The sequence below is a fragment of the Streptomyces sp. NPDC093097 genome (assembly GCF_044754325.1).
Lineage (GTDB): Bacteria > Actinomycetota > Actinomycetes > Streptomycetales > Streptomycetaceae > Streptomyces.
Genome location: NZ_JBIVOW010000002.1, coordinates 62,881 through 88,989 on the forward strand (window position 1 = coordinate 62,881; position 26,109 = coordinate 88,989).

Annotated in this window: 22 protein-coding genes and 1 pseudogene; 11 read left to right on the forward strand and 12 right to left on the reverse strand. The window is 72.8% G+C overall.

Going from position 1 to position 26,109, the window contains the following annotated elements:
* Nucleotides 1-112: 112 nt before the first annotated feature.
* Entirely contained in the window at nucleotides 113-1,324 is a 1,212-nt protein-coding gene (locus tag ACIQE0_RS03240; protein ID WP_366331219.1) for a pyridoxal phosphate-dependent aminotransferase, read from the forward strand.
* Between the two features lie 84 nt (nucleotides 1,325-1,408).
* Nucleotides 1,409-1,828, forward strand: coding sequence for a hypothetical protein (locus ACIQE0_RS03245; RefSeq protein ID WP_402328716.1), 420 nt, complete (start codon nucleotides 1,409-1,411; stop codon nucleotides 1,826-1,828).
* Between the two features lie 131 nt (nucleotides 1,829-1,959).
* Here the strand turns inward: ACIQE0_RS03245 and ACIQE0_RS03250 are convergent, their stop codons facing one another.
* Complete coding sequence (locus ACIQE0_RS03250; RefSeq protein WP_402328718.1) at nucleotides 1,960-3,777, reverse strand: phosphoenolpyruvate carboxykinase (GTP); 1,818 nt, start codon at nucleotides 3,775-3,777, stop codon at nucleotides 1,960-1,962.
* Between the two features lie 238 nt (nucleotides 3,778-4,015).
* On the opposite strand from ACIQE0_RS03250, the gene ACIQE0_RS03255 reads away from it, so the two are divergent.
* On the forward strand, nucleotides 4,016-4,747 hold the full coding sequence (locus ACIQE0_RS03255) for a hemolysin III family protein (protein WP_402328719.1): 732 nt from the start codon (nucleotides 4,016-4,018) through the stop codon (nucleotides 4,745-4,747).
* Between the two features lie 355 nt (nucleotides 4,748-5,102).
* Nucleotides 5,103-5,729: a TetR/AcrR family transcriptional regulator gene (locus tag ACIQE0_RS03260; RefSeq protein ID WP_402328720.1), complete on the forward strand. Its 627-nt coding sequence runs from the start codon at nucleotides 5,103-5,105 to the stop codon at nucleotides 5,727-5,729.
* Here the strand turns inward: ACIQE0_RS03260 and ACIQE0_RS03265 are convergent.
* The 4 genes from ACIQE0_RS03265 to ACIQE0_RS03280 all read right to left on the reverse strand — a co-directional run bounded on the left by ACIQE0_RS03265 (nucleotide 5,719) and on the right by ACIQE0_RS03280 (nucleotide 10,809).
* Nucleotides 5,719-6,132, reverse strand: a complete 414-nt coding sequence (locus ACIQE0_RS03265) for a MerR family transcriptional regulator (protein WP_402328722.1) — start codon at nucleotides 6,130-6,132, stop codon at nucleotides 5,719-5,721. The two genes, ACIQE0_RS03260 and ACIQE0_RS03265, sit on opposite strands and share 11 nt — an antisense overlap.
* A gap of 45 nt (nucleotides 6,133-6,177) precedes the next feature.
* The gene (locus tag ACIQE0_RS03270) at nucleotides 6,178-7,512 is read right to left on the reverse strand and encodes an amidase (RefSeq protein ID WP_402328724.1); all 1,335 of its coding nucleotides are present in this window, start codon (nucleotides 7,510-7,512) and stop codon (nucleotides 6,178-6,180) included.
* Nucleotides 7,513-7,616: 104 nt separating this feature from the next.
* On the reverse strand, nucleotides 7,617-8,621 hold the full coding sequence (locus tag ACIQE0_RS03275; RefSeq protein ID WP_402328725.1) for a zinc-binding dehydrogenase: 1,005 nt from the start codon (nucleotides 8,619-8,621) through the stop codon (nucleotides 7,617-7,619).
* 121 nt (nucleotides 8,622-8,742) lie between these two features.
* The gene (locus tag ACIQE0_RS03280) at nucleotides 8,743-10,809 is read right to left on the reverse strand and encodes a thioredoxin domain-containing protein (RefSeq protein ID WP_402328727.1); all 2,067 of its coding nucleotides are present in this window, start codon (nucleotides 10,807-10,809) and stop codon (nucleotides 8,743-8,745) included.
* A 416-nt stretch (nucleotides 10,810-11,225) separates the two neighbouring features.
* On the opposite strand from ACIQE0_RS03280, the gene ACIQE0_RS03285 reads away from it, so the two are divergent.
* Nucleotides 11,226-13,088, forward strand: a complete 1,863-nt coding sequence (locus ACIQE0_RS03285; protein ID WP_402328729.1) for a DUF4157 domain-containing protein — start codon at nucleotides 11,226-11,228, stop codon at nucleotides 13,086-13,088.
* 93 nt (nucleotides 13,089-13,181) lie between these two features.
* Here ACIQE0_RS03285 and ACIQE0_RS03290 read toward each other — a convergent pair.
* A pseudogene (locus ACIQE0_RS03290) lies at nucleotides 13,182-13,286 on the reverse strand (DUF255 domain-containing protein); the annotation flags it as partial.
* A 215-nt stretch (nucleotides 13,287-13,501) separates the two neighbouring features.
* On the opposite strand from ACIQE0_RS03290, the gene ACIQE0_RS03295 reads away from it, so the two are divergent.
* On the forward strand, nucleotides 13,502-16,777 hold the full coding sequence (locus tag ACIQE0_RS03295) for a tetratricopeptide repeat protein (RefSeq protein ID WP_402328731.1): 3,276 nt from the start codon (nucleotides 13,502-13,504) through the stop codon (nucleotides 16,775-16,777).
* A 170-nt stretch (nucleotides 16,778-16,947) separates the two neighbouring features.
* On the opposite strand, the gene ACIQE0_RS03300 is transcribed toward ACIQE0_RS03295, so the two are convergent.
* Nucleotides 16,948-17,205 carry a hypothetical protein gene (locus ACIQE0_RS03300; protein WP_366331208.1) on the reverse strand — a complete coding sequence of 86 codons (258 nt, stop codon included), beginning with the start codon at nucleotides 17,203-17,205 and terminating at the stop codon, nucleotides 16,948-16,950.
* Nucleotides 17,206-17,209: 4 nt separating this feature from the next.
* A complete protein-coding gene (gene mca, locus ACIQE0_RS03305) occupies nucleotides 17,210-18,082 on the reverse strand; it encodes a mycothiol conjugate amidase Mca (RefSeq protein WP_366331207.1) in 873 nt (290 codons plus the stop codon).
* Nucleotides 18,083-18,213: 131 nt separating this feature from the next.
* On the opposite strand from mca, the gene ACIQE0_RS03310 reads away from it, so the two are divergent.
* Nucleotides 18,214-18,630: a DUF4307 domain-containing protein gene (locus tag ACIQE0_RS03310; RefSeq protein ID WP_366331206.1), complete on the forward strand. Its 417-nt coding sequence runs from the start codon at nucleotides 18,214-18,216 to the stop codon at nucleotides 18,628-18,630.
* A 251-nt stretch (nucleotides 18,631-18,881) separates the two neighbouring features.
* The gene (greA, locus tag ACIQE0_RS03315; protein WP_366331205.1) at nucleotides 18,882-19,379 is read left to right on the forward strand and encodes a transcription elongation factor GreA; all 498 of its coding nucleotides are present in this window, start codon (nucleotides 18,882-18,884) and stop codon (nucleotides 19,377-19,379) included.
* Nucleotides 19,380-19,475: 96 nt separating this feature from the next.
* Here the strand turns inward: greA and ACIQE0_RS03320 are convergent, their stop codons facing one another.
* From ACIQE0_RS03320 to ilvA, 3 genes are all read right to left on the reverse strand, one after another.
* Entirely contained in the window at nucleotides 19,476-20,354 is an 879-nt protein-coding gene (locus ACIQE0_RS03320; RefSeq protein ID WP_402328734.1) for an ABC transporter permease, read from the reverse strand.
* Entirely contained in the window at nucleotides 20,354-21,364 is a 1,011-nt protein-coding gene (locus ACIQE0_RS03325; RefSeq protein ID WP_402328736.1) for an ATP-binding cassette domain-containing protein, read from the reverse strand. The genes ACIQE0_RS03320 and ACIQE0_RS03325 overlap by 1 nt, the downstream gene beginning before the upstream one ends.
* A 297-nt stretch (nucleotides 21,365-21,661) precedes the next feature.
* Nucleotides 21,662-22,918, reverse strand: a complete 1,257-nt coding sequence (gene ilvA, locus ACIQE0_RS03330) for a threonine ammonia-lyase (protein WP_366331276.1) — start codon at nucleotides 22,916-22,918, stop codon at nucleotides 21,662-21,664.
* Between the two features lie 187 nt (nucleotides 22,919-23,105).
* Here ilvA and ACIQE0_RS03335 point away from each other — a divergent pair, with 187 nt between their 5' ends.
* The 3 genes from ACIQE0_RS03335 to ACIQE0_RS03345 all read left to right on the forward strand — a co-directional run bounded on the left by ACIQE0_RS03335 (nucleotide 23,106) and on the right by ACIQE0_RS03345 (nucleotide 24,769).
* On the forward strand, nucleotides 23,106-23,609 hold the full coding sequence (locus ACIQE0_RS03335; RefSeq protein WP_366331202.1) for a MarR family transcriptional regulator: 504 nt from the start codon (nucleotides 23,106-23,108) through the stop codon (nucleotides 23,607-23,609).
* Between the two features lie 369 nt (nucleotides 23,610-23,978).
* A complete protein-coding gene (locus ACIQE0_RS03340) occupies nucleotides 23,979-24,443 on the forward strand; it encodes a sigma factor-like helix-turn-helix DNA-binding protein (RefSeq protein WP_402328738.1) in 465 nt (154 codons plus the stop codon).
* On the forward strand, nucleotides 24,440-24,769 hold the full coding sequence (locus ACIQE0_RS03345; RefSeq protein WP_402328739.1) for a hypothetical protein: 330 nt from the start codon (nucleotides 24,440-24,442) through the stop codon (nucleotides 24,767-24,769). Before ACIQE0_RS03340 ends, ACIQE0_RS03345 begins: the two co-directional genes overlap by 4 nt.
* A gap of 153 nt (nucleotides 24,770-24,922) precedes the next feature.
* Here the strand turns inward: ACIQE0_RS03345 and ACIQE0_RS03350 are convergent, their stop codons facing one another.
* Nucleotides 24,923-26,083: a cystathionine gamma-synthase gene (locus ACIQE0_RS03350; protein ID WP_366331200.1), complete on the reverse strand. Its 1,161-nt coding sequence runs from the start codon at nucleotides 26,081-26,083 to the stop codon at nucleotides 24,923-24,925.
* Nucleotides 26,084-26,109: the final 26 nt, after the last annotated feature.

Below are 26,109 nucleotides of genomic sequence, written 5' to 3' on the forward strand. Positions count from 1 at the left end.
GAAATCAGCACCGCCCCATCCGTCACACTCGGCGCCCGGTTGGACACCGTCCGCCGACGACGTGGCGAAGGCCACCCGGCATGTGTCGGTACGCGCCCGTAGAGTGGCGGTCATGCAGGTGATCCAGTCAACGAAGCTCGCCAACGTCTGCTACGAAATCCGCGGCCCGGTCCTCGAGGAGGCCATGCGGCTGGAGGCAGCGGGTCACCGCATCCTCAAGCTCAACACCGGCAACCCCGCCGCCTTCGGCTTCGAGTGCCCACCGGAGATCCTGGAGGACATCCTCCGCTCGATGAGCACCGCGCACGGCTACGGCGACGCCAAGGGCCTGCTCTCGGCGCGGCGCGCGGTGGTCCAGCACTACCAGACCAAGGGCGTCGAGCTCTCCGTCGACGACGTCTACCTGGGCAACGGCGTCTCCGAGCTGATCCAGATGTCGATGCAGGCGCTGCTGGACGACGGCGACGAGGTGCTGGTCCCGGCCCCGGACTACCCGCTGTGGACGGCCTCGGTCTCGCTCTCCGGCGGCACCGCCGTCCACTACCGCTGCGACGAGCAGGCCGACTGGATGCCCGACCTCGCCGACATCGAGCGCAAGGTCACCGACCGCACCAAGGCCATCGTCGTCATCAACCCCAACAACCCCACCGGCGCGGTCTACGACGACGAACTGCTGCGCGGTATCGCCGAGATCGCCCGCCGGCACAACCTCATCGTCTGCGCCGACGAGATCTACGACAAGATCCTCTACGACGGCGTCACCCACACCCCGTTCGCCGCGCTCGCCCCCGACCTGCTGACGCTGACCTTCAACGGCATGTCCAAGGCGTACCGCGTCGCCGGCTACCGCAGCGGCTGGATGGCGGTCTGCGGCCCGAAGGCGCACGCCGCCTCCTACATCGAGGGCCTGACGATCCTGGCGAACATGCGGCTGTGCGCCAACATGCCGGCGCAGCACGCGGTCGCCACGGCACTGGGCGGCCGGCAGTCGATCAACGACCTGGTGCTCCCCGGCGGTCGGCTGCTGGAGCAGCGCGACACCGCCTACGAGCTGCTCACGCGGATACCGGGCGTCAGCTGCGTCAAGCCCAAGGGCGCGCTCTACGCGTTCCCCCGGCTGGACCCGAAGGTCTACAAGATCAAGGACGACCGGCAGATGGTGCTGGACCTGCTGCGCGCCGAGAAGATCATGATCGTCCACGGCACCGGCTTCAACTGGCCCGAGCCCGACCACTTCCGCCTGGTCACCCTGCCCAACAAGGACGACCTGACGGACGCCGTCACCCGCATCGGCACCTTCCTCGACGGTTACGGACAGCACTGACCCGCAGCGGTTCCTGTACGAACCACAACTTTAGACAGAGTCTAAGCTAGGATGGCCTCCTAGACGTTTTCAGGAGGCCATCCCATGTACGAACCGATCCGCACCAAGTCGGTCCACAGCATGGCCGTCGCCCCGGAACTCCCGCACCGCTCCCGCGAGGAGGAGCTGGACATCCGGCTCGCCGGGCAACTGACCGCCCTGCTCACCGTCACCGACGAGCTGCGCGCCCTGGCCGGGTGCGCCGCCGAGCGCGCCGCCCTGACCGCCGCGGCCGACCGCATCGCCACCGAGGTCGCCCGGCTGGGCGGCCACTACCCGCTGCGCGCCGAGCCCACCGCCGGCGGCGACCGGGCCCTGATCCCGGCCCTCCGGCAGCGCGCCCGCACCCTCGCCGGGAACGCCCTGGCGGTCGCCACCTCGCGCCGGGACGCCGACGCCATCGCCCTCGCCGAGGAGCGGCTGGCCGCCCACGGCGCCGGCGACCGGAACCTCGCCACCGCCTGACACCCTCGCCACCGGGACCGCCGAGCGCCCCGGCCGCGCCACAACGTCCGGGGCCCCGCACATGACGTGCGGGGCCCCGGACGGATGCGGACGCGCCGGGCGGTGTCTGTCGCGCCGCCCGGCCCGCGGTGCTAGCCGAGCCGCTGCACCAGCGCGCGGTACTCGTCCCACAGCTCCTTCGGCGTGTGGTCCCCGAAGGTGTTCAGGTGCTCGGGGACCAGCGCCGCCTCCTCGCGCCAGATGTCCTTGTCGACGGTGAGGAGGAACTCCAGGTCCTTCTCGGAGAGTTCGAGACCCTCGGTGTCCAGCGCGTCCTTGGTGGGGAGCACGCCGATCGGCGTCTCGACACCCTCGGCCGTGCCTGCCAGCCGCTCGACGATCCACTTGAGCACCCGGCTGTTCTCGCCGAAGCCCGGCCACACGAAGCGGCCCGCGTCGTCCTTGCGGAACCAGTTGACGTAGTAGATCTTCGGCAGCTTCGCCTGGTCCTTGTCGGCCCCGACCTTGATCCAGTGCGCCATGTAGTCGCCCATGTTGTAGCCGCAGAACGGCAGCATGGCGAACGGGTCGCGGCGCAGCTCACCGACCTTGCCCTCGGCCGCGGCGGTCTTCTCGGAGGCCACGTTGGCGCCGAGGAAGACACCGTGCTGCCAGCTCAGCGACTCGGTCACCAGCGGCACCGCGCTGGCCCGTCGGCCGCCGAAGAGGATCGCCGAGATCGGCACGCCCTTGGGGTCCTCCCACTCGGGCGCGATGGTCGGGCACTGGGCGGCGGGCACGGTGAACCGGGCGTTGGGGTGCGCGGCCGGGACACCGGACTCGGGCGTCCAGTCGTTGCCCTTCCAGTCCGTGAGGTGGGCCGGGGTCTCCTCCGTCATGCCCTCCCACCACACGTCGCCGTCGTCGGTGAGGGCGACGTTGGTGAAGACGGAGTTGCCCCAGAGGGTCTTCATGGCGTTGGCGTTGGTGTGCTCACCGGTGCCGGGTGCGACGCCGAAGAAACCGGCCTCGGGGTTGATCGCGTAGAGCCGGCCGTCCTCGCCGAACCGCATCCAGGCGATGTCGTCACCGATGGTCTCGACCGTCCAGCCGGGGATCGTCGGCTCCAGCATGGCCAGGTTGGTCTTGCCGCAGGCGCTCGGGAACGCCGCGGCGACGTACTTGGCCTCGCCCTGCGGCGGGGTCAGCTTCAGGACGAGCATGTGCTCGGCCAGCCAGCCCTCGTCCCGGGCCATGACGGAGGCGATCCGCAGCGCGTAGCACTTCTTGCCGAGCAGCGCGTTGCCGCCGTAGCCGGAACCGTACGACCAGATCTCACGCGACTCCGGGAAGTGCGAGATGTACTTCGTGGAGTTGCACGGCCACGGAACGTCCTGCTCGCCCTCGGCCAGCGGGGCACCGAGGGTGTGCACGGCCTTGACGAAGAAGCCGTCCTCGCCGAGCTCGTCGAGGACCGCCTGTCCCATCCGCGTCATGGTGCGCATCGACACCGCGACATACGCGGAGTCGGTGATCTCCACACCGATCGCGGAGAGCGGGGAGCCGACCGGCCCCATGCAGAACGGGACGACGTACATCGTCCGGCCCTTCATGGCACCGCGGAAGACGCCCTGCTCACCGGTGAAGATCTCCCGCATCTCGGCGGGGGCCTTCCAGTGGTTGGTCGGGCCGGCGTCCTCCTCCTTCTCCGAGCAGATGAAGGTGCGGTCCTCGACGCGCGCCACGTCCGTCGGGTCGGACGCGGCGTAGTACGAGTTGGGGCGCTTGACCGGGTCGAGCTTCTTGAACGTGCCCTTGGCCACGAGCTCTTCGCACAGCCGCTCGTACTCCGCCTCCGAGCCGTCGCACCAGACGACCCGGTCGGGCTGGGTGATCGCCGCTATCTCTTCGACCCACTCGCGCAGGCCCTGGTGCCGGGTCGGGGTGGGAGCCGCGTTGTCGCGCGCCACGATCGCTCCTAGATGAGGGGTTTTGACCGGCTTTCCCGCCCATGGGGCGAGGAAACCGCTTGTTTACCTGTCTGCCCCTTGGGGGCTGCGACCCGGATGCTTCGTGACCGCTCATCCGGTGCCGACCGCACTCATTTGATCATCCGACCCGGATTCGGATCTGTCCAGGGGGCACCGTGGTGACCGTCACCACTTCCGGACGATCTGTAACTTACGGTTGCGTAGGTAGCATTGCGCCATGACTTCCGCGCCTGACGCCGCTGAAAGCCAGCCCCCCGCCGCGCCGTCCAGGACCGATTCCGGTTCGGCCGCCGCGGCCACCGCTGGGGCCGCACCGCTCAAACCGAAGCTGCGCGGCTGGCTGCACGCCGGGATGTTCCCCGCCGTCCTGCTCTCCGGCGTCCTGCTGACCGCACTCGCCGACAGTCCCCGCGGCCGCCTGGCCTGCGCGATCTACGCACTCAGCGCCTGCCTGCTGTTCGGCGTCAGCGCGCTGTACCACCGCGGCGATTGGAGCCCGCGGATCGGCGGGGTGCTGCGCCGGCTCGACCACGCCAACATCTTCCTGATCATCGCCGGCACCTACACGCCGCTGACGCTGCTGCTGGTGCCGGGCACCCGGGGGCAGATACTGCTCTGGGCGGTCTGGGCGGCCGCACTCGCGGGCATCGCCTTCCGGGTCTTCTGGGTCGGCGCCCCGCGCTGGCTCTACACCCCCTGCTACATCGCGATGGGCTGGGCGGCCGTCTTCTTCCTGCCCGACTTCCTGCGCACCGGCGGCATCGCCGTCCTCGTCCTCGTCATCGTCGGCGGGCTGCTCTACAGCGCGGGCGGCGTGATCTACGGGATCAAGCGCCCCAACCCGTCACCGCGGTGGTTCGGCTTCCACGAGGTCTTCCACTCCTTCACCCTGGCGGCCTTCGTGGTGCACTACGTCGGCATCTCGCTCGTCGCATATACGCATTCCTGACGCGGGCCGGACCCGGGTGACCTCAACCCCGGGTCTCCCGGCCGGTCTCCCGATCACCGCCCCACGGCCGCCCGGCCGCGGCCTCGCGGCCGCGGCCACCTGCCACGCCAGGACCGCCACCCCGGCCAGCACCAGGGCCGTCACCAGCAGGCCCCCGCCCAGCAGATAGCCGCCCACGCACAGCGCGGCGGCGAGCGCGGCATACCCATGGACCACAGGTCGCATCACCGGCACCCCCTTCCGCATATCACCGACCGTAATCATTCCCGCATCACAGCGTGACACACCCCACTGACAGTCGAGGGGCCGTCAATGCGCCACCCGCCGGCCCCGGCGGGTGGGGACAATGTGCCGCATGGTCTCCGCACGCACCCCCGCCACCGCACCGCCCGGGAAACCCGGGCCCGGACTGCGTGAGCGGAAGAAGCTCCAGACCCGGCAGGCGATCCGCCGCGCCGCCCTCCGCCTCTTCGCCGAACGGGGCTACGACGCCACCCCCGTCGACCGGATCGCCGAGGCCGCGGAGGTCTCCCCCAGCACGGTCTCCCGCTACTTCCCCGCCAAGGAGGACATCGTGCTCACCGACGAGTACGGCGCCCTGCTGGAGCGCGGGATCCGCGCCCGCCCGGCCGGCGAACCGATGCCCGAGACGCTGCGGCACGCCGCGGTCGGGATCGTGCGCGGCCTCGACGCGGCCGACCGCGGCGAACTCCTCCAGCGCGTCCGGCTGGTCCGCGAGGTGCCCGCCGTCCGGGGCCGCACCGCGGAGCTCACCGCCCGGCACATCGACCTCGTCAGCGCCGCCCTCGCCGAACGCACCGGCCGGCCGGCAAGCGACCTGGAAATCCGGGTGGTCGGCGCGGCGGCCCTGGCCGCCCTCCAGGAGGCGCTGCTGCACTGGGCCGAGGAAGGCCGGGCCGGCAGTCCGGAGGAGCCGATCCACCGGTCGATGGACGTCCTGGCCCGCGGGCTCACCCTCTGAGCGCGCCCTCCTGGCCGCCCGGTCCGCCGGACTCCCCCAGCCACGCCGCCAGCCGGCCCCGCAACCGGGACAACCGCGCGATATGGCCGTCCAGTTCGGCCAGCCGGCGCCGGGCCACCTCCTCGGCCGCCGCGCAGCGCTCGACCCCCGGTTCGGCCCCGATCAGATCCGGTACGCCCTCCGGCGGCAGGGTGCGCAGCAGGTGCGCGAAGGCCCGGACGTCGCCGACGGTCAGCCCCGCCTGACGCAGTTCACGGACCGCCCGCAGCCGGCGGACGTCCTCCGCGTCGTACTCCCGATGGCCCGACGGCGTCCGCCGGGCCATCACCAGTCCCTGCTGCTCGTAGTAGCGCAGCGCCCGCGGCGTCAGCCCGGCGGCCGCCGCCGCGTCCCCGATCCGCACCGGCACTTCCCCCTCGTCCCCCGTACGTCCCGCCCGGCCCGGCTCTCAGGCCGCCGCGTCCCCGGCCGTCCCGTTCAGCGCGCGCTCGATACCGGCCGCCCAGGACAGCAGCTCCTCGTCCGCGCCCGCCCGGCCCACGAGTTGGAGGCCCAGGGGCAGCCCGTCGGCCGCCCGGCCGGCGGGCAGGCTCAGCGACGGCAGCCCGGCGTTGCTCCACGGCAGGCACATGATCGAGCTGCCCGTGGTGGTGAGGTCGGCGGGCGCCGGCCCGGTGGCCGCCGGCGCGATCCACAGGTCGATCCCGGCGCCCGCCCCGTCCGCCGCGAGCCGTTCCCGGAAGGCCTCGCGGCGCTCCCGGGCGGCCTCGTAGGCGGCATCCCCGATCGGCCGGCCCTCCCGGATCGCGGCCGCGGTCTGCTCCCGGTAGCGGTCGGCGTGGCGGGCGAACCAGTGGGTGTGGGCCCGTGCGACCTCGTAGCGGTTCATGGTGAAGAGCTGCTCGACGATCTCCGTGAAGTCGGCCATCACGGGCACCTCGCGCACCTCGTAGCCGGCCGCCGTCAGCGCCTCCCGCTGGGCGCGGAGGGCGCCCAGCGCCTCGTCGCCGGCCCGCTCCAGGTACGGCCCGGCCGGTACGCCCAGCACCGGGGGCCGCCCCGACCCGTCCGCGGCCCCGGTCCGCCATCCGTCGCAGAGCACCGGGGCGGCCAGCGCGATCCCCGCCACGTCCGTCGCGTAGCAGCCGAGGGTGTCGAAGCTGATCGCGTTGGGGATCACCCCGGCGAGCGGAATGCGCCCGTAAGTCGGCTTGAAACCGACCACTCCGCAGTAGGAAGCGGGCCGGATCATCGAACCCACGGTCTGCGTACCGATGGCCAGCGGGACCATCCCGGCGGCGACCGAGGCGGCCGAACCGCTGCTCGAACCCCCGGGCGTGTGCGCGGGGTTGTGCGGATTGCGGGTCGGCCCCGGCGCGGTCACCGCGAACTCCGCGGTCACGGTCTTGCCCGCGATCAGCGCTCCCGCGGCCCGCAGACGGTCCACCACGGCCGCCTGCGGGCCGGCCAGCTCCTCGGGCGGCAGCGCCGAACCGGCCCTGGTGGGCAGCCCGTCGACGTGCACGATGTCCTTGATCCCGACCGGTACGCCGTACAGGGCGGGGCGCTCGGCCGGGCTCCCCGGGGCGGCCGCGGCCAACTCCCGGGCCGCGGCCAGCAGTCGGGCGCGGCGCCCCGGCTCCGGTACGAACGCCTGGAGCAGCGGGTCCACGGCATCGATGCGGTCGCAGGTGCGGCGCACCGCGTCGGCGGGGTCGTCCGCACCGGACCGCAGCGCCGCGGCCTCCTGGACCAGAGAACGGCACCCGAGCAAGGTCGTCACCCGTGCAGGCTACCGCCGACCCGGAACCCCCTCAGCGGAATGAACCCATCCGCTACCACCCGACTCCCGCGCCCCGTGTGCCCCACTGGTCCCGTACGCCGGCCTTACAACTCCACCAGGACAGCGCCCAGATGCTTCCCCGCGATCAGCTCCTGGAGCGCCCGCGGAGCCTGTGCGATGCCCTGGAGTCGGGCGTGCGGGAAGGTGAGGGTGCCGTCCCGCAGCCCCTGGCCGAACAGCTCGTTCCACCGCGGGATCAGGTCCAGGTGGTCGTAGAGGGCGACGCCGCGCATCGTGATGCTCCGGGAGAGCAGCGACAGGGTGTCGATCGGGGTGGCGCTCGCGGTCCCGTCGGAGAGCTGGGTGGCCAGCGCGCCCACCAGGGCGATCCGGGCGCCCCGGTTGGCGACGGCGATGGCCGCCTGGAGCTGCTCGCCGCCCACGTTGTCGAAGACCGCGTCGACGCCCTCCGGGGCGGCCGCGCGCAGCTGCTCCTCGATGGGCCCGGCGCCCCTGAGGACCACCGCGTCGTAGCCGAACTCCTTGCGGAGCCGGTCGGCCTTCTCCGGTGAGCCGGTGCTGCCGATGACCCGGGCGGCGCCGCGCAGTCTGGCGATCTGGCCGGCGAGCGAGCCGACGCCGCCCGCCGCGCCGGTCACGAACACCGTGTCCCCTGGGCGCACTTCGGCGCCGTGGTCGATGCCCATCAGGGCGGTGGGCCCCTGCGAGAGGTAGCCGGCCGGATCGGGCAGCTGACCGGGCTCGTGGCGGTGGACGCCGGCGGCGTCCACCAGCGCGTACTCGCGCCAGCCGAAGTGGTGCTCCACCAGGTCGCCGGGCCTGAGGTCGGTCCCCGGGGCGGCGACCACCTCGCCGATGGCGGACCCGTGGAGCGGCTCGCCGATCCCGAAGGACGGCATCGGGACGGTGGTGACCTCGTCCATCAGGGTGCGCATCACGGCGGCGACCCCCATCAGGGTGTTGCGCACGAGGACCTGGCCGTCCGCCGGTTCCGGAACGGGGACCTCCACGATCTCGAAGAGGTCGTCGGTGACCGGCCCCGTGGGACGGGCGGCCAGGTGGACTTCGCGGTGCGTGCGGTTCGTCATGCCCGAAGGCTAGGACTTGACGCGCGCGTCAAGGTCAATCCGGTCGCTGGTCCTAGTGCCGCGGCACTAGGACGTGCGGCGGGGCCGTATGGCCTACGGGCCACGGCCCCGCCGCGCCGCCTCAGTTCCGCAGCCGCTCCGCGAGCTCCTCCGGGTCCGTGGTCGGCCGTTCGCAGGTGAAGTGCCGGCACACGTAGGCGGCCGGCGCGCCGTCGACCAGGGGGCGGGCCATGAGCAGCGGCACCTCGGCGGCGGCGTCCGCGCCGGGGGCGCCCAGCGCCACCACCGCGCCCGGGGCGGTGCCCAGCAGCGCCGCACGGTGCAGCGCGCGGGTCGCCGGGTCGTCCGCCGGGCCGACCACCGCGATCTCGCGCGGCCCGTCCAGGGCGGCCTCGGCGACCGCCAGCCCCCAGCCGATGAAGCGCGGCGCCCGGCCGCCCAGGGCGGTGACGATGCCCAACGCCCGCTCCGCGGCGTCCCGGTGGAGCGCGCTGCCGGTCAGCGCGGCGTACGAGAGCAGCGCCCCGGCCGCGGCGGTCCACCCGGAGGGCGTGGCGCCGTCGGTCGGGTCCTGGGGGCGGCGGATCAGCCGCTCGGCGTCGGCGGCGGTGTCGTAGAGCGAGCCGTCCGGGGCGGTGAACTGGACCAGCACCGTGTCCAGGAAGAAGCCCGCGAACTCCACCCAGACGCCCTCCCCGGTGACCGAGGCCAGCGCGAGGAAGCCCTCGGCGACATCGGCGTAGTCCTCCAGGACGCCGGCGTTGCCGCCGGCCGTGCCGTCCTTGGAGGTGCGGTGCAGCCGGGCCTGCCAGTCCATGTGGACGCGGACGAGCAGGTCGGCGGCGTCGGTGGCGGCCTGGACGAGGTCGGGGCGGTCGAAGTAGGCGCCGGTCTCGGCGAGCGCGGCGATGGCCAGCCCGTTCCAGGAGGCGACGACCTTGTCGTCCCGCCCCGGGCGGGGCCGCTCGGCGCGCGCCGCGAGCAGCCGCTCCCGCACCGACGCCACCCGTTGGGCGTCCACCAGTCCACCGGCGTCCGGGAGTTGGAGGACGGAGGCGCCCTCCTCGAAGGTGCCCTCCTCGGTCACGCCGAAATACGTGGCGGCGAACGCGGCGTCCTCCTCCCCCAGGACGGTGCGCAGCTGCTCCGGCGTCCACACGTAGTACGTGCCCTCGGTATGCCGGCCAGTCCCGTCATCGCTGTCCGCGTCCAGCGCGGAGGCGAAGCCGCCCTGGTCGGTGCGGAGTTCGCGGACCATGAAGTCGGCGGTCTCCAGGGCGATCCGGCGGGCCAGATCGGAGCCGGTGGCGCGCCACAGATGGGCGTAGATGCGGCACAGCAGCGCGTTGTCGTAAAGCATCTTCTCGAAGTGCGGAACGACCCATTCCCGATCCACGGCGTAGCGCGCGAAACCGCCGCCGAGCTGATCGTAGATCCCGCCGCGGGCCATCGCCGCGCAGGTCGCCTCGACCATCTCCAGGGCCCCGGCGGAGCCCGTCCGGGCGTGGTGGCGCAGCAGGAACTCCAACGCCATGGACGGCGGGAACTTGGGCGCGCCGCCGAACCCGCCGTGCACCGCGTCGAATTCGCGGGTCAGCCCCATCAGGGCGGTGGCCAGGTCCTCGGGACCCGGGGGCCGCCGCTCCCCCTCGGACAGCGACTCGGCCAGCGAGCGGCCCGCGAGGTCGGCGACGATCCGGCCGGCGACCTCGCTGACCTCGTCGCGCCGGTCGGCCCAGGCGCCGCGGACCCCTTCGAGGACCTGCCGGAAGGAGGGCATGCCGTGGCGCGGCTCGGGCGGGAAGTACGTGCCGAAGTAGAAGGGCTCGGTGTCGGGGGTGAGGAAGACGGTCATCGGCCAGCCGCCCTGGCCGGTGGCGGCCTGCACCGCCTCCATGTAGACGGCGTCGACGTCCGGGCGCTCCTCGCGGTCGACCTTGACGGCCACGAAGTGCTCGTTGAGCAGTGCGGCGAGCGCGGGGTCCTCGAAGCTCTCATGGGCCATCACGTGGCACCAGTGGTTCGTCGGAAGACGTAAGTGACAGGACGCATAGCCCACACTCAAGAGGATGGGTACGTCCCGCCGCTTCGCTTCCGTGATCGCCTCCTCTCCCCATGGCCACCAATCCACCGGATTGGAGGCGTGCTGGAGGAGGTAAGGCGACTGGGAGTAAGCCAGTCGGTTCATACCGGCATCGTCGCACGGCCGCCCCGCCCGGCCCAGCCCACCGCGCCCGGGCGCCGCATCCCGCCGCAGGCTCGCTGTCCTGCCGGAAGGGGTGCGCACGGGGGCCGCAGCCGAGCGGGCGGCCGTCTTCCCGGCGCTCCCCCGCGCCTTTCCGGCGGGGCGGCCGGCCGGCGCGGCATCCGCGACGCGTTCGGGCGGTGCCGTTGCCCGAACGTACGGGATCGAAGGGCAACAGGTCTGGCCCGATGGAGACTTCACGCGCCCCCGGAGTGGCGTAGACAGGGAGGGAAGCAGTATCCCCTTGCCACAGAGGAGCATTCCGCGTGCGTTCGTACGAGAGAGAGCCGGGACGAGTCGGCCGCACTCCCTCCGCATCGTCCCGTGAGGGCCACGCGGTCGGGCTGAGCTCTCACTGGGTGAGGCATCTGCAGCGGGTCGCTTCCCAAGGAGCCGATGTCTCCGCCGGACGCGCGGAGGACGAGGCCGCCGACCTCGCGCACGTGCAGCGGACGGCCGTGGACCGAGCCCTGCAGTCGGCGGCGCATCCGCTGGAGCCGTCGTTGCAGCAGGAGATGGAATCACGTTACGGCGGCGCGGACTTCAGCGGTGTGCAGGTCCACGACGGACCCCTCGCCCGCGATGCGGCCGCCCTGATCGGTGCCAAGGCGTTCGCCGCCGAACAGCACATCGTCGACGGCGGCGCGATGAACAAGCGCGACTGGGCACACGAGTTGGCGCACACCCTGGACCCGGAAAGTCCGCTGGGGACGGACAACGGCGCCGGATTGTCGATCTCGGACCCCGCTGACCGGGGCGAACGATTCGCCACGACCGCATCCGACCGGGCCATGTCCGGGCCCATTCCCGTCCCACGCGTTCCTGCCGAGGCCCGGCCGGCGGCCGGCGACCGGCATCGGCACGGTCCGGGGCACGGCGGTTCGGTGCAACGGGTCGCGTCCGGGCGGAGTCCGGTGCGCGAGCCGCATGCGCACGCGGCGGGGGACGGCTGCCGCGGCACGTCGGCGGGGCGGGCCGGCCGCGCGGCGACGGTGCAGCGGGCCCCGCTGGGCGGGACGGCGACACGGCAGCCCCCGGCACCGCAGGAAACCGGGCAGCCGGCACGCGGCGAGGGACTCCGGCTGCGGGACCACGAAGGGGCCGAACTGTTCTCGGGGGATGACGAGCAGCTCACCGCCTATGTGCGCCACCTGGCAGCCACGGACCGCTCGGACATCTTCCGCCTCCTGCTCAACCGCCTGCGCACCCAGGGTTTCGCGGCCCAGGCCGACAACGTCCGGCAGGTGTGGGAAGGGGCCGACAGGCCACCCTCGACGCGCCGCGTCGAGGTGCCGCGAGAACTGCACTTCATCTGGCTGGGCGGCAAGCCCGGCAATGCCGTCGAGGACAACCTCAACGCATGGAAGGAGAACGCCGGGGACGGCGACTGGACGCTGAATCTGTGGACCGCAGCGAGCGGTTCGACGCTCAAGGACCTGACGAAGACCTTCGGGAACCACCTGAAGATCCACGCCGACAGCGACAAACTGGTCAAGGAGAACGCGGGCGAGGAGAACTACCGCATCTACAAGGACGCCGAGAAACGGAAGGCCTACAACCTCGCCTCTGACATCCTGCGGTACACCGTCATGAAGCTGTACGGCGGCGTGTACATGGACGTCGACATCGCGCCGGGCGGCGTACGGCTGACGGCGGCACCCCGGGTGCTGATGCACAGCGAGGAGGTCCCGCTCTTCGGCCCGCGTCTGCGGGACAGGAAGAGCGTGCGCACGGCGTTGGGACGCGCGGAAACGGACCAGGAACCGACCCCGGAGGACCTCGACGAGGCGGCCACCGCCCGCTACGGCAAGGGAGTCCTGGGCAACCGATTCATCCTGGCACCCGGTTCGGCGTTCATGGACGAACTCCTCAAGAACCTCCCGAAGAACCTCACCGACCTCAAAGAGAAGCACGGCGCCAAGGCGATCGAAAAGGACCCCAAGGGCAAGGCCCCCATCATCTCGGGGCCCCCCTTCGTCGAGCAGATGATCAAGGAGTTCGCCGGCCAGCATCACGGTGTCATGGGACGGGTCCCCGGCGCCGAGAGCACAACCGACCTGGCCATCAACCCGGACGAGCTCCAGCACCTCTTCCAGCCGGAAGCCCTCGAATTCTGCAAGGCGCTGGGCTGGGTGACCCCCGAGAGCGAGAACCAACTCGACGACGAACCCGGCCCGAGCAGGAAGCAGTCGCTCCTGCGGAGGTTGACGGGTAAGAAGTGAGCGCGCCCCTGCCGTGGCCCGACCGCTCCACCCCGCCGACGGACGGATGCACCGGCGGAGAGCCGAGCCGGCCAGGGGCAGATCGCACAGGGATCGCCGACGCTCCTCGAACACTTCGGGGGACCACGACCACCAGTCCACCAGGTCGTTTGCGTGCTGGGGCAAATATGGGGAAGTCTCATGAGCCAGGCGGTTCAGCAGGGACCGTCCTCCCCCATGGGGCCGACGGCGCCGGGAGAGGCGGGAGTTGTCCACAGCCCTGCCGGATGCCGCCCGGACACGGAACACTGTGCGTACGGCGGCGATCACGCCGGCCGGGCCCGCGCCGACGCGGGGCCGCGCCGGCGGCACGGGTGACCGCCGAGGACTGCTGAACCGCCAGAGACCCTGGCGACGGCTGGAGGGGGACGGGGATGCCGGGCGAACTGGTCACACTGCGCGAAGGCCACCGGAAGGAGGCCGACGGACTGCTGGTGCGGAGCGTCGAGGAGGAGGTGCGCCGCTCGGGCGGCCGGCTCGACGGGCCGGCGCTGCTGAGCAGGGCGCGGGCGGCGCTGGATGAGCTGGCCGCCTCCGCCGCGGAGGAGTACGGCGCGTACGTCCGCGCGCTGGACGAGACGTCGGCCGGCCGCCGGCCGCTGTCGGACCGGCTCTCGCGCAGGGAGCTGGGCACCCCGGCGGTGGCGGTCGCGGTGGCCGCGGTGGCCGCCTACGGCGCCGACCTGGCGTCCGGCACGGGCGGCGGGCCGGCCCTCGGGGCGGGCGCCGCGGCCCTGGTGGCGGGCGCGGCGGCCACGGTCGTGAAGCTGACCGCCGGCCATCTCCCGGCGGCGCACCGGCAGGCCGGTGCGCAGGGCCAGCCCGGCGGTCCTGAGCAGTTGCGGCTCCAGTGGCTGACGGCGCTGGAGGTGCGGGGCATCCGGCCGTTCCTGGACCAGCAGCGGATGCTGACCGCGGCGGCCCGGGGCGGCGCCGCGTCCGCCGCCAAGCCGGCGGGCAAGGGCGCCCGCGGGCCGCAGCTGCGCGGTGCGGACCGCAGTGCGGCGGCCCGCCGGCGCTCGGCCATGGAGCGGTCGTTCGCCCAACTCCCGCAGCCGGACGGCCCGTTCGCCGGGCGCCGGGCGGAGCTGGCGCAGATCGCCCAGTGGGTGCAGGCCGGCCGGGCGAGCACGGAGACCCGGCCGATCGTGGTGGTACTGCACGGCGAGCCGGGCTCGGGACGGACGGCACTGGCGGTGCGGGCGGCGCATCAGCTGCGCGACCAGTTCCGCGGCGCATGCCTGGTGGACCTGCACGGGGACACCCCGGGCGAGGTGCCGCTGGCGACCCGGGACGCGCTGATGCACCTGCTCAACCGCCTCGGCGCACCGCGCGAGCAGCTGCTGTTCCGCGAGCGCCCCTCCCAGGAGCAGCACGTCCGGCGGCTCACCGAGATCTACCACCAGCACCTGACCGGCCAGCCGGTGACGGTGCTGCTGGACGACGCCTCGGACGCCGCGCAGGTGCGGGCCCTGGTGCCGGACGGCTCCGACAGCCTGGTGCTGGTCACCTCCCGTACGCCGCTCCAGCTCCCCGCGGACCTGGAGGCGCAGGTGCACCAGCTGCCGGTCGGCGCGCTGGACACCGCGGGCACCGAGGAGTTGCTGCGGTCGGCGGCCACCGAGGAGCCGGCCGACGACTCGGGTCCGTACGACGCCCAGGCGATCGACCGGGTCTCCGAGCTGTGCGGCGGGCTCCCGCTGGCGCTGCGGGTGGCCGGTTCCGCGCTGGGCAACCGCTCCCCGGCCGCGCTGGCCCGGGAGTTGGCGGCGGTCGACGCCTCGGCCCCGGTGGATCGGGCCCTGGCACTGCGCTACGCCGACCAGTCGCCGCAGGCACAGCAACTGCTGCGCCGGCTGGCCCTGGTGGGCCGGGCGAGCCTGGGCGTGGCCGCCGCGGCGGCGCTGCTGGGCGTCCCCCACGCGGAGGCCAAGCGGCAGCTGACCGCGCTGGCCGGCGCCGGCCTGATCGAGCACGTCCGCGGTGAGCGCTACCGCCTGCACTCCCTGGTGCACCACTTCGCGCACGCCCGGCTGACGGCCGAGGAGGAGCCGGCCGAGCGCTCCGCGGCCCAGGAGCGCCTGATCCGCGGCTATGCGGAGCTGGCCGACTCGGTGATCCGGCTGGTCGACGGCAACACCTCCACCCGCGCCGACCGCTTCGGCCCGCACGGTTTCGCGTCCCTGGACGCGGCCCTGGCGTGGCTGGACGACGAGACCAGCTTCATCACCGCCGCGCTGCGCCACGCCGACCAGGACGTGGACCAGGCCACCGTCTCGCACCTCCTGGGCGCGCTGTGCGACTACTGCCTGCTGCGCGGCGACCTCTACCGCCTCGGCGAGCTGAGCGAGCTGACCCGGGCGGCCGGCCAGGGGATGCTGGTGCGCTCGGTGCAGTGGCGCACCGGCGTCGCGGCCCGCCAGCTGGGCGAGTTGGACCGCGCCCGGACGACCCTGTCCTCGGTCGTCGACCTCTATTTCGAGGCACAGCACCCGGTGGGCGCGGCCCGCGCGCTGCGCGACCTGGGCATCACGCTCCAGCAGCAGGGCAATCTCACGGAGGCCGCGGCCAAGCTGCGGGAGGCGCTGGATCTCCAGGCCGGCCCGGAGATGCGCGGCGACCGGGCCTGGACGCTGCACGCCCTGGCGGCCGTGGAGCGGGACCGGGCCCGGCTCGCCGAGGCCCTTGAGATGCTGCGGGAGTCGCTGGTGCTCCATGAGGAGAGCGAGAGCCTGCACGGGCAGGCGTGGGCGCACTTCCAGCTCGGCCAGGTCCATCTGCGGCGGGGCGACGTCCCGCAGGCCGAGACCGCGCTGTCGTCCGCGCTGGAGCTGTACGGCCAGACCCACGACGACCGCGGCACGGCCTGGGCGATGACCCAGCTGGCCCGGGCCCGCCTGGTGGCCGGCGACCCCGGCCCCGCCGTGGACCAACTGCGCCAGGCGCTGCCGCTGCACCGCCAGCACGAGGACGCCCGCGGCGAGGCCTGGACGATGTACTACCTCGGCCAGGCGCTGGAGGAGCGCGGCGAGCGCGACGAGGCGCTGCGCCAGCTGGAGCGCTCGCGGAACATGTTCAGCCGGATGCACGACGGCTACGGCCTGGCCTGCGCCCGGCACCACGCGGGCCGGGTGACCCGGGACCTGCGGGCCGAGCAGACCGGTTCGCTGCGCAACAGCGGTTTCGCCCGGCAGCTGCTCCAGGACGCCCGCAAGGACTTCCAGCGGATCAAGGTGACGCACGGCGAGGCGTGGTCGGTACTGGAGCTGGTGATCATCGACGCCGGCAACGGCCGCGCGGCCCAGGCCCTGGCACTGGCCGACGAGGCCGCGCAGCTCTTCGCCGGCTACGGCGACCGGCGGGGCGAGGACTGGGCCCGGTTCCTGCGGTGCACGCTGCTGCCCTTCGCCTCACCGGGCGGTTCGGTGGTCGGCACGGCGGTGGCGCAGGAGGAGCTGACGCAGTTGGTCCGGGAGCGGCACGACGGCCGGGACGCCAAGTTGGAGGACTGCGCGGGGACCTTCGCGCTGCTGCTGGAGCGCGGGGTGGAGCCGGAGACGGGATGGCAGGCCTGGCGGCTCGGCATGGTGCCGGACCGCCACGCACGGGAGGTCATGGGCGTGCCGAGCACGCCGACCACCGCGGAGTGACGGTGTCGGCGGGCGCCCGCAGGGCAGGCGGCCGCGCCGGCGCGCGATACGGCTCGCTGACCGCTTGGATCAGCGAGCCGCCGGGCCGGTCGGCCGGCCGCTGCCAGACGGCCGGTTCGTGGACCGCCACCCGGTCCGCGGGCCCGTGCGCCGGGACCGGCGCCGGGCCGTCAGCTGGTCTTGGGCTTCGGGGCGACGGCGGCCGGGGCGGCCGGGGCGCTGCTGCCCGTCTGGCCGTCCTCCGCGGGCTCCTCGAAGTCCACCTTGCGCATGTGCTTGTTCATGGACTTCATCAGCAGCCACACGGCACCGCCGATGACCGCGAAGACGATGAAGCCGAGGACGCCGGGCGTCACCTTGTCCTTGTCGAAGCTGTCGGCAAGGGTGACGAAGTGCGTCAGGGCGAGGGTGCTGGTCGCGCTCATCATGGGCTCAATTGTTGCGGATGCCCGCGAAGAGGTCGTCCTCGGGGAGCGAAGTGTCCACGAGCGACTTCGCGAGCTCGTATTCCTCCGTCGGCCAGACCTCGCGCTGGACGTCCATCGGGACCCGGAACCACCCGCCGTCGGGGTCGATCTGGGTGGCGTGGGCGATCAGCGCCTTGTCGCGGATCTCGAAGAAGTCGGCGCACGGGACGTAGGTGGTCAGGGTGCGCTCGCGCCGCTCGAACTGCTTCCAGCGCTCCAGCCACTCCCCGTAGGGCGATTCCATACCGCGCGCCAGCAGCGCCTCGTGCAGCGCGATGGTGCGCGGCTTGTTGAAGCCCTGGTTGTAGTAGAGCTTCTGCGGCTGCCAGGGCTCGCCGGCCTCCGGGTACTGCTCCGGGTCGCCGGCCGCCTCGAAGGCCACCATCGTGATCTTGTGGGTCATGATGTGGTCCGGGTGCGGGTAGCCGCCGTTCTCGTCGTAGGTCGTGATGACCTGCGGCTTGAACTCCCGGATCAGCTTCACCAGGCGCCCGGCCGCGACCGCGACGTCCTGGAGGGCGAAGCAGCCCTCGGGCAGCGGCGGCAGCGGGTCGCCCTCGGGGAGCCCGGAGTCGACGAAGCCCAGCCACTCCTGCCGGACGCCCAGGATCTCCCGGGCCTCGTCCATTTCCTTCTTGCGTACCTCGTGAATGTGCTCCTCGATATACGGGTCCCCCTGGAGCTTGGGGTTGAGGATGGACCCTCGCTCGCCCCCCGTGCAGGTGGCGACCAGCACGTCCACTCCCTCGGACACGTACTTGGCCATCGTGGCCGCACCCTTGCTCGACTCGTCGTCGGGGTGGGCGTGGACCGCCATCAATCGCAGCTGCTCAGTCAAGACTCGATCCTCAGTGAAAGGCCGGAGAAGATGCCTCCTATAGTGACCGAAGCGAGGGGGCACTGTATTCCCTGGGGCGGGACCCCCCGGGGGGTCTGACGGTTCCCGGTCCCCTACCAGGAGGATGGATCATGGCCGCGGTGCGCGAAGGGCTCCCGGACGGACGCTACGGACGCTCCGCCGACCAGCGCGCGGACCGCACGCTCAAGATCGTCGGGGCGGTGCTGGGCGCGGTGCTGCTCGGCGTGGTCGGCTGGTTGGGCGTCTCCTACATCTCGGGCCAGGACCTCAGCGGCCGGATCATCACCTGGGACGCGGTCTCCGACCACGAGGTCAAGGTCCACCTCGAAGTGGTCAAGGGCACCGACGACACCGGGGTGTGCACCCTGCGCTCGCAGGCCACCGACGGCACCGAGGTCGGCCGCAAGGACATCACCGTCGACCAGCGCACCGGACAGGTCGACACCGAGGTCACGCTGCGCACGACGCGGCGCGCGACCACCGCCGTCCTGGTCGGCTGCACCGGCTCGACGGCCCACACCGGCTGACCCGGAGCCGCCGACGACGGGACGGGACCGCACCGGCCCCCGCGACGGCACCGCCCGACGCGATCGGACACGCACCGTGCACCGCCCGACCGCCTCTGAGCTGCGGCGACGCGTTCCTGTGCGACCGCTGTGAAATTCCTCTTCCCCCTTTTGTGCCGGAATTGTTAGGCTCGTGGTTTCGCCCACCTGTGAAGGCGCAAACCTTCCTGGTAGGGCGTTTGATTTATCCCCAGTACCGACGAGGAGCACCTGTGACCCAGACCAGCGAGAACGTCACCTGGCTGACCCAGGAGGCGTATGACCAGCTCAAAGCCGAGCTGGAGCACCTGTCTGGTCCCGCACGCGCCGAGATCACCGAGAAGATCCAGGCGGCCCGCGAGGAAGGTGACCTGAAGGAGAACGCCGGGTACCACGCGGCCAAGGAAGAGCAGGGCAAGCAGGAGCTCCGCGTCCGCCAGCTGAAGCAGCTGCTGGAGACCGCGAAGGTCGGCGAAGCTCCTGAGGCCAACGGCACGGTCGCCCCCGGCATGGTCGTCACCATCGCGTTCGACGGGGACCCGGACGACACTCTTTCGTTCCTTCTGGCCTCGCGGGAGTACGCGAGCGGGGACATCGAGACCTACTCGCCGCAGTCGCCGCTGGGGTCGGGTGTGAACGGCAAGAAGATCGGTGCCGACGCGGAGTACGAGCTCCCCAACGGCAAGCGGGCGTCGGTGAAGATCCTCGACGCCAAGCCGTACAGCAGCTGAGCCGCGGGACACCCTCGGCACGACGAGCACAGCGGAAGCGGCCCGGAGCACTCGGCTCCGGGCCGCTTCCGCTTGTGCCGGCCCCCGGGCCGGGCCTCAGGCGGCCGCCGAGCGGTACTTGCGGACCGCGAGCGTCCGGAAGACCACGATGATCAGGACGGACCAGATCGCCGAGGCGAGCACCGGGTGCTCCATCGGCCAGGCACCGGTCACCGAGTGGGGCGCCCCCTGGATGGAGTTGCCGAACAGCTGCCGGGCGCCGGCGACCGCGGCGCTGAACGGGTTCCACTCCGCGATGTGCTGGAGGATCGACGGCATGCCGTCGACCGGCACGAAGGCGTTGGAGATGAACGTCAGCGGGAAGAGCCAGATCAGACCGCCGGACGTGGCGGCCTCCGGGGTGCGGACCGAGAGGCCGATGAACGCGCCGATCCAGGAGAAGGCGTGGCCGAGCAGGAGCAGCAGCGCGAAGCCGGCCAGCACGCTCATCACGTTCTCGTGGCTGCGCCAGCCGATGAGCACGGCGACCACGGCCAGCACCAGCAGCGTCAGCGTGGTCTGCACCAGGTCGGCCAGGGTCCGGCCGGTGAGCACCGCGCCGCGCGACATCGGCAGCGAACGGAACCGGTCGATCAGGCCCTTGTGCATATCGTCCGCGATGCCAGCGCCGGCCCCGGCGGTGGCGAAGGTGACGGTCTGCGCGAAGATCCCGGCCATCAGGAACTCGCGGTAGGCCTGGGCGTCGCCGGCCTGGGCGCCGGGAAGGGCGATGGACCCGCCGAAGACGTAGGTGAACAGCACCACGAACATGATCGGCTGGATCAGCCCGAAGATCACGACCTCGGGGATGCGCAGCATCCGGATCAGATTGCGCTGGGCGATCACCAGGGAATCGCGCACGGACCGCGCGAGGCCGCCGCGCGGCCGCGGGTTCCGGGCGGGGGCCTCACCCGCCGCCTGACCGACCGCACTCATCACACCGCCTCCTTCGTGCTCATCGCGTCGTCCCGGTCCTGGTCCGCGCGGTCCTTCCCGCTCTTCGCCGCCTCGGCGGCATGCCCGGTCAGGGCGATGAAGACGTCGTCCAGGGTCGGGCGGCGCAGCCCGATGTCGTCGATCTCCACGCCGCGGAGGTCCAGTTCGCGGATGACCTCGGCGAGCAGCCTGGCGCCGCCGGCCACCGGGAACGTGAGCTTCCGGGTGTGCGGCTCGACCGTGCCCTCGCCCTCGGCGACCCCGCGCAGCACCTGCTCGGCGAGGTCGAGGTGGTCCGGGGCGTGCACCACGACCTCGATCCGCTCGCCGCCGGTGCGGGCCTTGAGCTGGTCGGAGGTGCCGCGGGCGATGACCTTGCCGTGGTCGACGACGCAGATGTCGTGCGCGAGCCGGTCGGCCTCCTCCAGGTACTGGGTGGTCAGCAGCAGGGTCGTGCCGCCGGCGACCAGTTCCTGGATGACGTCCCACAGGGCCTGGCGGTTGCGCGGGTCCAGGCCGGTGGTGGGCTCGTCCATGAACATCACGGGCGGGCTGACGACCAGGGCGGCGGCCAGGTCGAGCCGGCGGCGCATCCCGCCGGAGTAGGTCTTGGCGGTGCGGTCCGCGGCGTCGCCGAGGTGGAACCGCTCCAGCAGTTCGTCGGCCCGGCGCTTGGCCGCGCGGCCGCCCATCTGGTAGAGCCGCCCGACCATCACCAGGTTCTCCCGGCCGGTCAAGTACTCGTCCACGGCGGCGAATTGGCCGGAGAGGCCGATGGAACGGCGCACCGCGTCGGGGTGCGCGAGGACGTCGATGCCGGCGACCCGCGCGGTACCCCGGTCGGGGCGGAGCAGGGTCGTCAGGACCCGTACGGCGGTGGTCTTGCCGGCACCGTTCGGGCCGAGCATTCCGAGGACGGTTCCTTCGGGAACGTCGAGGTCGACGCCGTCCAGCGCCCTCACCTCGCCGAAGGTCTTCACCAGCCCCTCGGCATAAATGGCGCCTGGCATATGGGTACCCCCATGGATTGGGTCGGTTCCAGGTCGATACGGCAGATAGGCCGCATGGTACGTAGGGGAACTTCCGTTCCGCCCTGTTTCGCATGATGTGCGTGTGCATGAGGTCAGGGCGTTCGGTGCAGCCCGCCCCGCACGGCGGCGCATCCATGACGCGGCACCCCCGTGGCCCGCGATGCTACCCCCAACGCGATACATCGCGATACAGGTTTTCCGGAGATCCGGCATCGGGCTCCGCGGCACGGTCCGCACCGCGCCGCGGAGCCCGTACGCCTCACGCGCCGGCCGCGCTCAGACCCCGATCACGTCGTAACCGGCCTCGCGCAGCGCCGCGCTCACCTCGGCGCAGTGCTCGGGCCCCTTGGTCTCCAGATGGAGTTCGACCTCGACCTCGGTGAGCCCGAGCCGGGGATCGGTGCGGACGTGCCCGACGTCGAGGACGTTGGCATCCACCACCGTGAGCACGCCGAGGAGGGTGGCCAGCGCGCCCGGGTGGTCGGTGAGGCGCAGCCGGAGGGAGAGGTAGCGGCCGGCGGCGGCCATGCCGTGCCGCAGGATCCGCTGCATCAGGAGCGGATCGACGTTGCCGCCGGAGAGCACCGCCACCACCGGCCCCTCGAACGCGCCGGGCGAGGCCAGCAGCGCCGCCACCGGACTCGCCCCCGCGGGCTCCACCACCAACTTCGCCCGCTCCAGGCACAGCAGCAGGGCGCTGGACAACTCGTCCTCGGTGACCGTCCGGACCTCGTCCACCAACTCCCGCACGATGCCGAACGGCACGTTCCCGGGCCGCCCGACCTTGATCCCGTCCGCCATCGTGGGCAGCGGCTCGATCGCCACCGGCCGCCCCACCGCCAGCGACGGCGGATAGCAGGCCGCGGCCGCCGCCTGCACCCCGACCACCCGCACGTCCGGCCGCAGCGCCTTGACCGCGACGGCGATGCCCGCCGCGAGCCCGCCGCCGCCCACGCCGACGACGATGGTGCGCACCTCCGGGCACTGTTCGAGGATCTCCAGGCCGACCGTGCCCTGGCCGGCGATGATGTCGCGGTGGTCGAAGGGGTGTATGAAGACCGCGCCGGTCTGCTGCGCGTACTCCTGGGCGGCGGCCAGCGTCTCGTCCACGAACTGGCCGTGCAGCCGCACCTCGGCGCCGTACTCGCGGGTCGCCGCGACCTTCGGCAGCGGGGCCCCGACCGGCATGAAGACCGTCGAGGCCACCCCCAGCAGGGACGCCGCGAGCGCCACGCCCTGCGCGTGGTTGCCGGCGCTTGCCGCCACCACACCGGCCGCCCGCTCCTCCGCCGAGAGCCCGGCGATCCGTACGTACGCGCCGCGGATCTTGAACGAGCCGGTGCGCTGGAGGTTCTCGCACTTGAGGTGGACGGGGGCGCCCAGCAGCTCCGTCAAATAGCGGCTGCCCTCCATCGCGGTGGCCCGCGACACCCCGGACAGCAACTTCTGTGCCTCGCGTACGTCGTCGACCGTGAGCCCCGCCGCGCATCCTGCCTGCGCGGTGGGCGCGGGGCCCGTGGGCTGGTGCGGCATGTGCGACGTGTGGTCGGCCATGCGGCCAGTGTGGCAGTGTTCGGTCACGGGTGGGCCCTTTCGTGCCGGATGGCGGAGATCTGCGGGCCGCAGGCGCTGCACGCGGTAGCGCCGGTACGGCCGGCGCCGTCGCCGCGTACGCTGTCATCCCCATCCGTACCCGCCCCCGATGAAGTGAGCCCCGGCCATGCCCACCTCTCCGGAGATGACGACCCACACCGACACCGCCCTCCTGGACGCGCTACAACACCAGGTGGCCGTCTTCGCCCGCCGCGCCGAACAGAGCCGGCTCGGCGGCGTCGGACAGGCGCGCAACTCCATGGACCGCGCCGCCTATCTGCTCCTCAACCGCCTGGACCAGGAAGGCCCGATGGGCGTCAAGGCCCTGGCGTGCGGGATGGGCATCGACTCCTCCACCGTCACCCGGCAGGTCGCGCCACTGGTCGACGCCGGACTGGTCAGCCGCGCCACCCACCCCGAGGACGGCCGCGCCGTCGTCCTGGAGCTGTCCGAACGGGGCCACACCCGCCTCGACGAGGTACGCGCCTCACGACGGGCGCTGATGGCGATGGTGACGGAGGAGTGGACCGACGCGGAACGCGAGTCGTTCACCGCGCTCCTGACGCGCTTCAACATCTCGCTCGCCGACATCACGGCACTGTCGCCGGGGGGCTCGGCGTCGTCCTCCTGACGCGGCCTTCTCCCGAACGGCGTCTTCTCCCTGAGGCGCCGACGCGCTGAGGGTGGGGGCGACCGCCCGTGTCACGCCTCTTGACCCCGCCCCCGAACTGCCGTGCCATTGGGGCGTGTCGTCAAACTGGCGGTGTTCGGCCGGAGACCGGGCCGTGCGGCGTCTGGTGCGTGCGATCGCAAGGCGGAGGGCTGCCCCGATACTGGGGTATCGGGGCAGCCCGACAACGCGGCGAGGGCGCGTGCCAGACGCCGCACGGCAGGCGCCAGTTTGACGACACGCCCTAGGGGCCAGAGGGCGTGTCCGACGGGCATCGGGGCGTCGCCCCCGGGCGCCGCGGCGTCGGCTGCCCGGTATCCGGGAGGCGCGGTGGGAGAGCGGCGGCAGGCGCGGGAGCGGCGCCGGGCCCGGGAGTTCGCGGCGTTCACCGCGGGCGCGGCGGGGCGGCTGCTGCACGCCGCCGCCCTGCTGACCGGGGAGCCGGCGGGCCAACCCGCCCCGGCCGCCGAGGAGTTGCTGCTCCAGGCCCTGGCCCGGACGTACGCGGGCTGGGAGCGGCTGCGCGGCGAGGACCCCTACGAACAGGCCCGCCGGGAGCTGGCCGCGGTGTTCGCGTACACCGCCCGGCGGCATCGCCGGCCGCGGGGCGGTCTGCTGGGCCGCCTGCCCCCGCGCGAGCGCCTGGTGCTGGTGCTCCGCCTCCACGAAGAGATCGCCGAGGAGCAGGCCGCGGCCCAACTCGGGCTGCCCGCCGAGCGGGTGCGGACCCTGTACCGGCACGCCGTCGCCGAGCTGCGCAGCCGCCGCCCCGAACCGGCCCCCGCGGCCCCGTGAACCCGCCGGACGGCCCGCGGGGCGAGGCCGGAACGCGGTGGAGCACCCCGCCCCAGGAGACCGGGCGGCCGCGGTGGCCGCCCGACCGCAAGGAGACCGAGGCCCGGCGGATGCTGCGGGCCGGACCGTATCCGCCCGTACCGCCGGACCTCGCTGCCCGCGCCGCCGCCCGGGGCCGCCGGCTCCTCGCCCGGCGCCGCCTGCTGCACCGCACCGGATCACTGCTGGTGCTGCTGGCGCTGCTGACTCTCCTCGTCTGGGCGGGAGTTGAGCAGCCCTGGCGCCCGCCGCCGGCCCGCACCACCCCTCCCGTAGAGGGGTACTGACCCCGGGAGGGCGCTGCCCTGCGACGGGTCCGGCGCGGGCCGGGGCGGGGCGGAGCGGGACGGGCTACCGACGCCCGCCCCCGGCCGGCGACCACGGGAACGCAGACGGGGACGCGAACGGGGACGGGGACAGGAGCGGAAGGGGAGGCGGACTCAGCCCAGCGCCTGCGTGAGGTCGGCCAGCAGGTCCTCGGCGGACTCGATGCCGACCGAGAGGCGCACGAGGTCGGAGGGGACCTCCAGCGCCGAACCGGCCGTCGAGGCGTGCGTCATCCGGCCCGGGTGCTCGATCAGCGACTCCACGCCGCCCAGCGACTCTCCGAGGGTGAACAGCTCGGCGCGGTTGCAGACCTCCACCGCCGCCTCCTCGCCGCCCGCCACCTGGAACGACACCATGCCGCCGAAGGACCGCATCTGCTTGGCCGCGATCTCGTGGCCGGGGTGCTCGGACAGCCCCGGGTAGTAGACCCGGGTGACCTTCTTGTGGGAGGCGAGCAGCTCGGCGACGCGCGCCGCGTTGGCGCTGTGCCGGTCCATCCGGACGGCCAGCGTCTTGATGCCGCGCATCACCAGCCAGGCGTCGAACGGCCCGGCGATGGCACCCATCGCGTTCTGGTGGTAGGCCAGCTCCTCGCCGAGGGTGTCGTCGTTCACGACCAGCGCGCCGCCGACCACGTCGGAGTGGCCGCCCATGTACTTGGTGGTGGAGTAGACCACCGCGTCCGCCCCGAGCGCGAGCGGCTGCTGGAGGTAGGGGCTGGCGAAGGTGTTGTCGACCACCAGGCGGGCGCCGGCGTCCCGGGCGACCGCGGCGAGCGCCTCGATGTCGCTGATGCCGAGCAGCGGGTTGCTGGGCGTCTCCACCCAGATCACCTTCGTACGGGGCCGCAGCGCCGCCCGGACGGCCTGCGGGTCGGAGGTGTCGGCCACCGACCACTCCACGCCCCACCGCTCGACGACCTTGGCGAACAGGCGGAAGGTGCCGCCGTAGGCGTCGTTGGGGATGACGACGTGGTCACCGGGGACGAGCAGGGTGCGCAGCAGGCAGTCCTCGGCAGCCAGGCCGGAGGCGAAGGCGAGGCCGCGGCGGCCGCCGTCGAGGGCGGCGAGGTTCTCCTCCAGAGCGGTGCGGGTCGGGTTGGCGCTACGGCTGTACTCGTAGCCGCCACGCAGTCCGCCCACGCCGTCCTGCTTGTACGTGGAGACCTGGTAGATGGGCGGTACCACCGCGCCGGTGGCCTGGTCGGGCTCCTGACCTGCGTGGATGGCACGGGTTTCGAAGTGCTGGTGGCGCGTCTCGCGCTGATCGCTCATAGCTGCCGAGGGTAGTCGGACACGCG

What these genes read in the sequence shown, in the direction of transcription:
- ACIQE0_RS03335 (WP_366331202.1), top strand. Translation starts at nt 23,106, where the DNA reads ATGCCCACCTCTCCGGAGATGACGACCCACACCGACACCGCCCTCCTG.
- ACIQE0_RS03280 (WP_402328727.1), bottom strand. Translation starts at nt 10,809, where the DNA reads ATGAACCGACTGGCTTACTCCCAGTCGCCTTACCTCCTCCAGCACGCC.
- ACIQE0_RS03320 (WP_402328734.1), bottom strand. Translation starts at nt 20,354, where the DNA reads ATGAGTGCGGTCGGTCAGGCGGCGGGTGAGGCCCCCGCCCGGAACCCG.
- ACIQE0_RS03245 (WP_402328716.1), top strand. Translation starts at nt 1,409, where the DNA reads ATGTACGAACCGATCCGCACCAAGTCGGTCCACAGCATGGCCGTCGCC.
- ACIQE0_RS03295 (WP_402328731.1), top strand. Translation starts at nt 13,502, where the DNA reads ATGCCGGGCGAACTGGTCACACTGCGCGAAGGCCACCGGAAGGAGGCC.
- ACIQE0_RS03240 (WP_366331219.1), top strand. Translation starts at nt 113, where the DNA reads ATGCAGGTGATCCAGTCAACGAAGCTCGCCAACGTCTGCTACGAAATC.
- ACIQE0_RS03325 (WP_402328736.1), bottom strand. Translation starts at nt 21,364, where the DNA reads ATGCCAGGCGCCATTTATGCCGAGGGGCTGGTGAAGACCTTCGGCGAG.
- ACIQE0_RS03275 (WP_402328725.1), bottom strand. Translation starts at nt 8,621, where the DNA reads ATGACGAACCGCACGCACCGCGAAGTCCACCTGGCCGCCCGTCCCACG.
- ACIQE0_RS03310 (WP_366331206.1), top strand. Translation starts at nt 18,214, where the DNA reads ATGGCCGCGGTGCGCGAAGGGCTCCCGGACGGACGCTACGGACGCTCC.
- ACIQE0_RS03260 (WP_402328720.1), top strand. Translation starts at nt 5,103, where the DNA reads ATGGTCTCCGCACGCACCCCCGCCACCGCACCGCCCGGGAAACCCGGG.
- ACIQE0_RS03300 (WP_366331208.1), bottom strand. Translation starts at nt 17,205, where the DNA reads ATGATGAGCGCGACCAGCACCCTCGCCCTGACGCACTTCGTCACCCTT.
- ACIQE0_RS03255 (WP_402328719.1), top strand. Translation starts at nt 4,016, where the DNA reads ATGACTTCCGCGCCTGACGCCGCTGAAAGCCAGCCCCCCGCCGCGCCG.
- ilvA (WP_366331276.1), bottom strand. Translation starts at nt 22,918, where the DNA reads ATGCCGCACCAGCCCACGGGCCCCGCGCCCACCGCGCAGGCAGGATGC.
- ACIQE0_RS03350 (WP_366331200.1), bottom strand. Translation starts at nt 26,083, where the DNA reads ATGAGCGATCAGCGCGAGACGCGCCACCAGCACTTCGAAACCCGTGCC.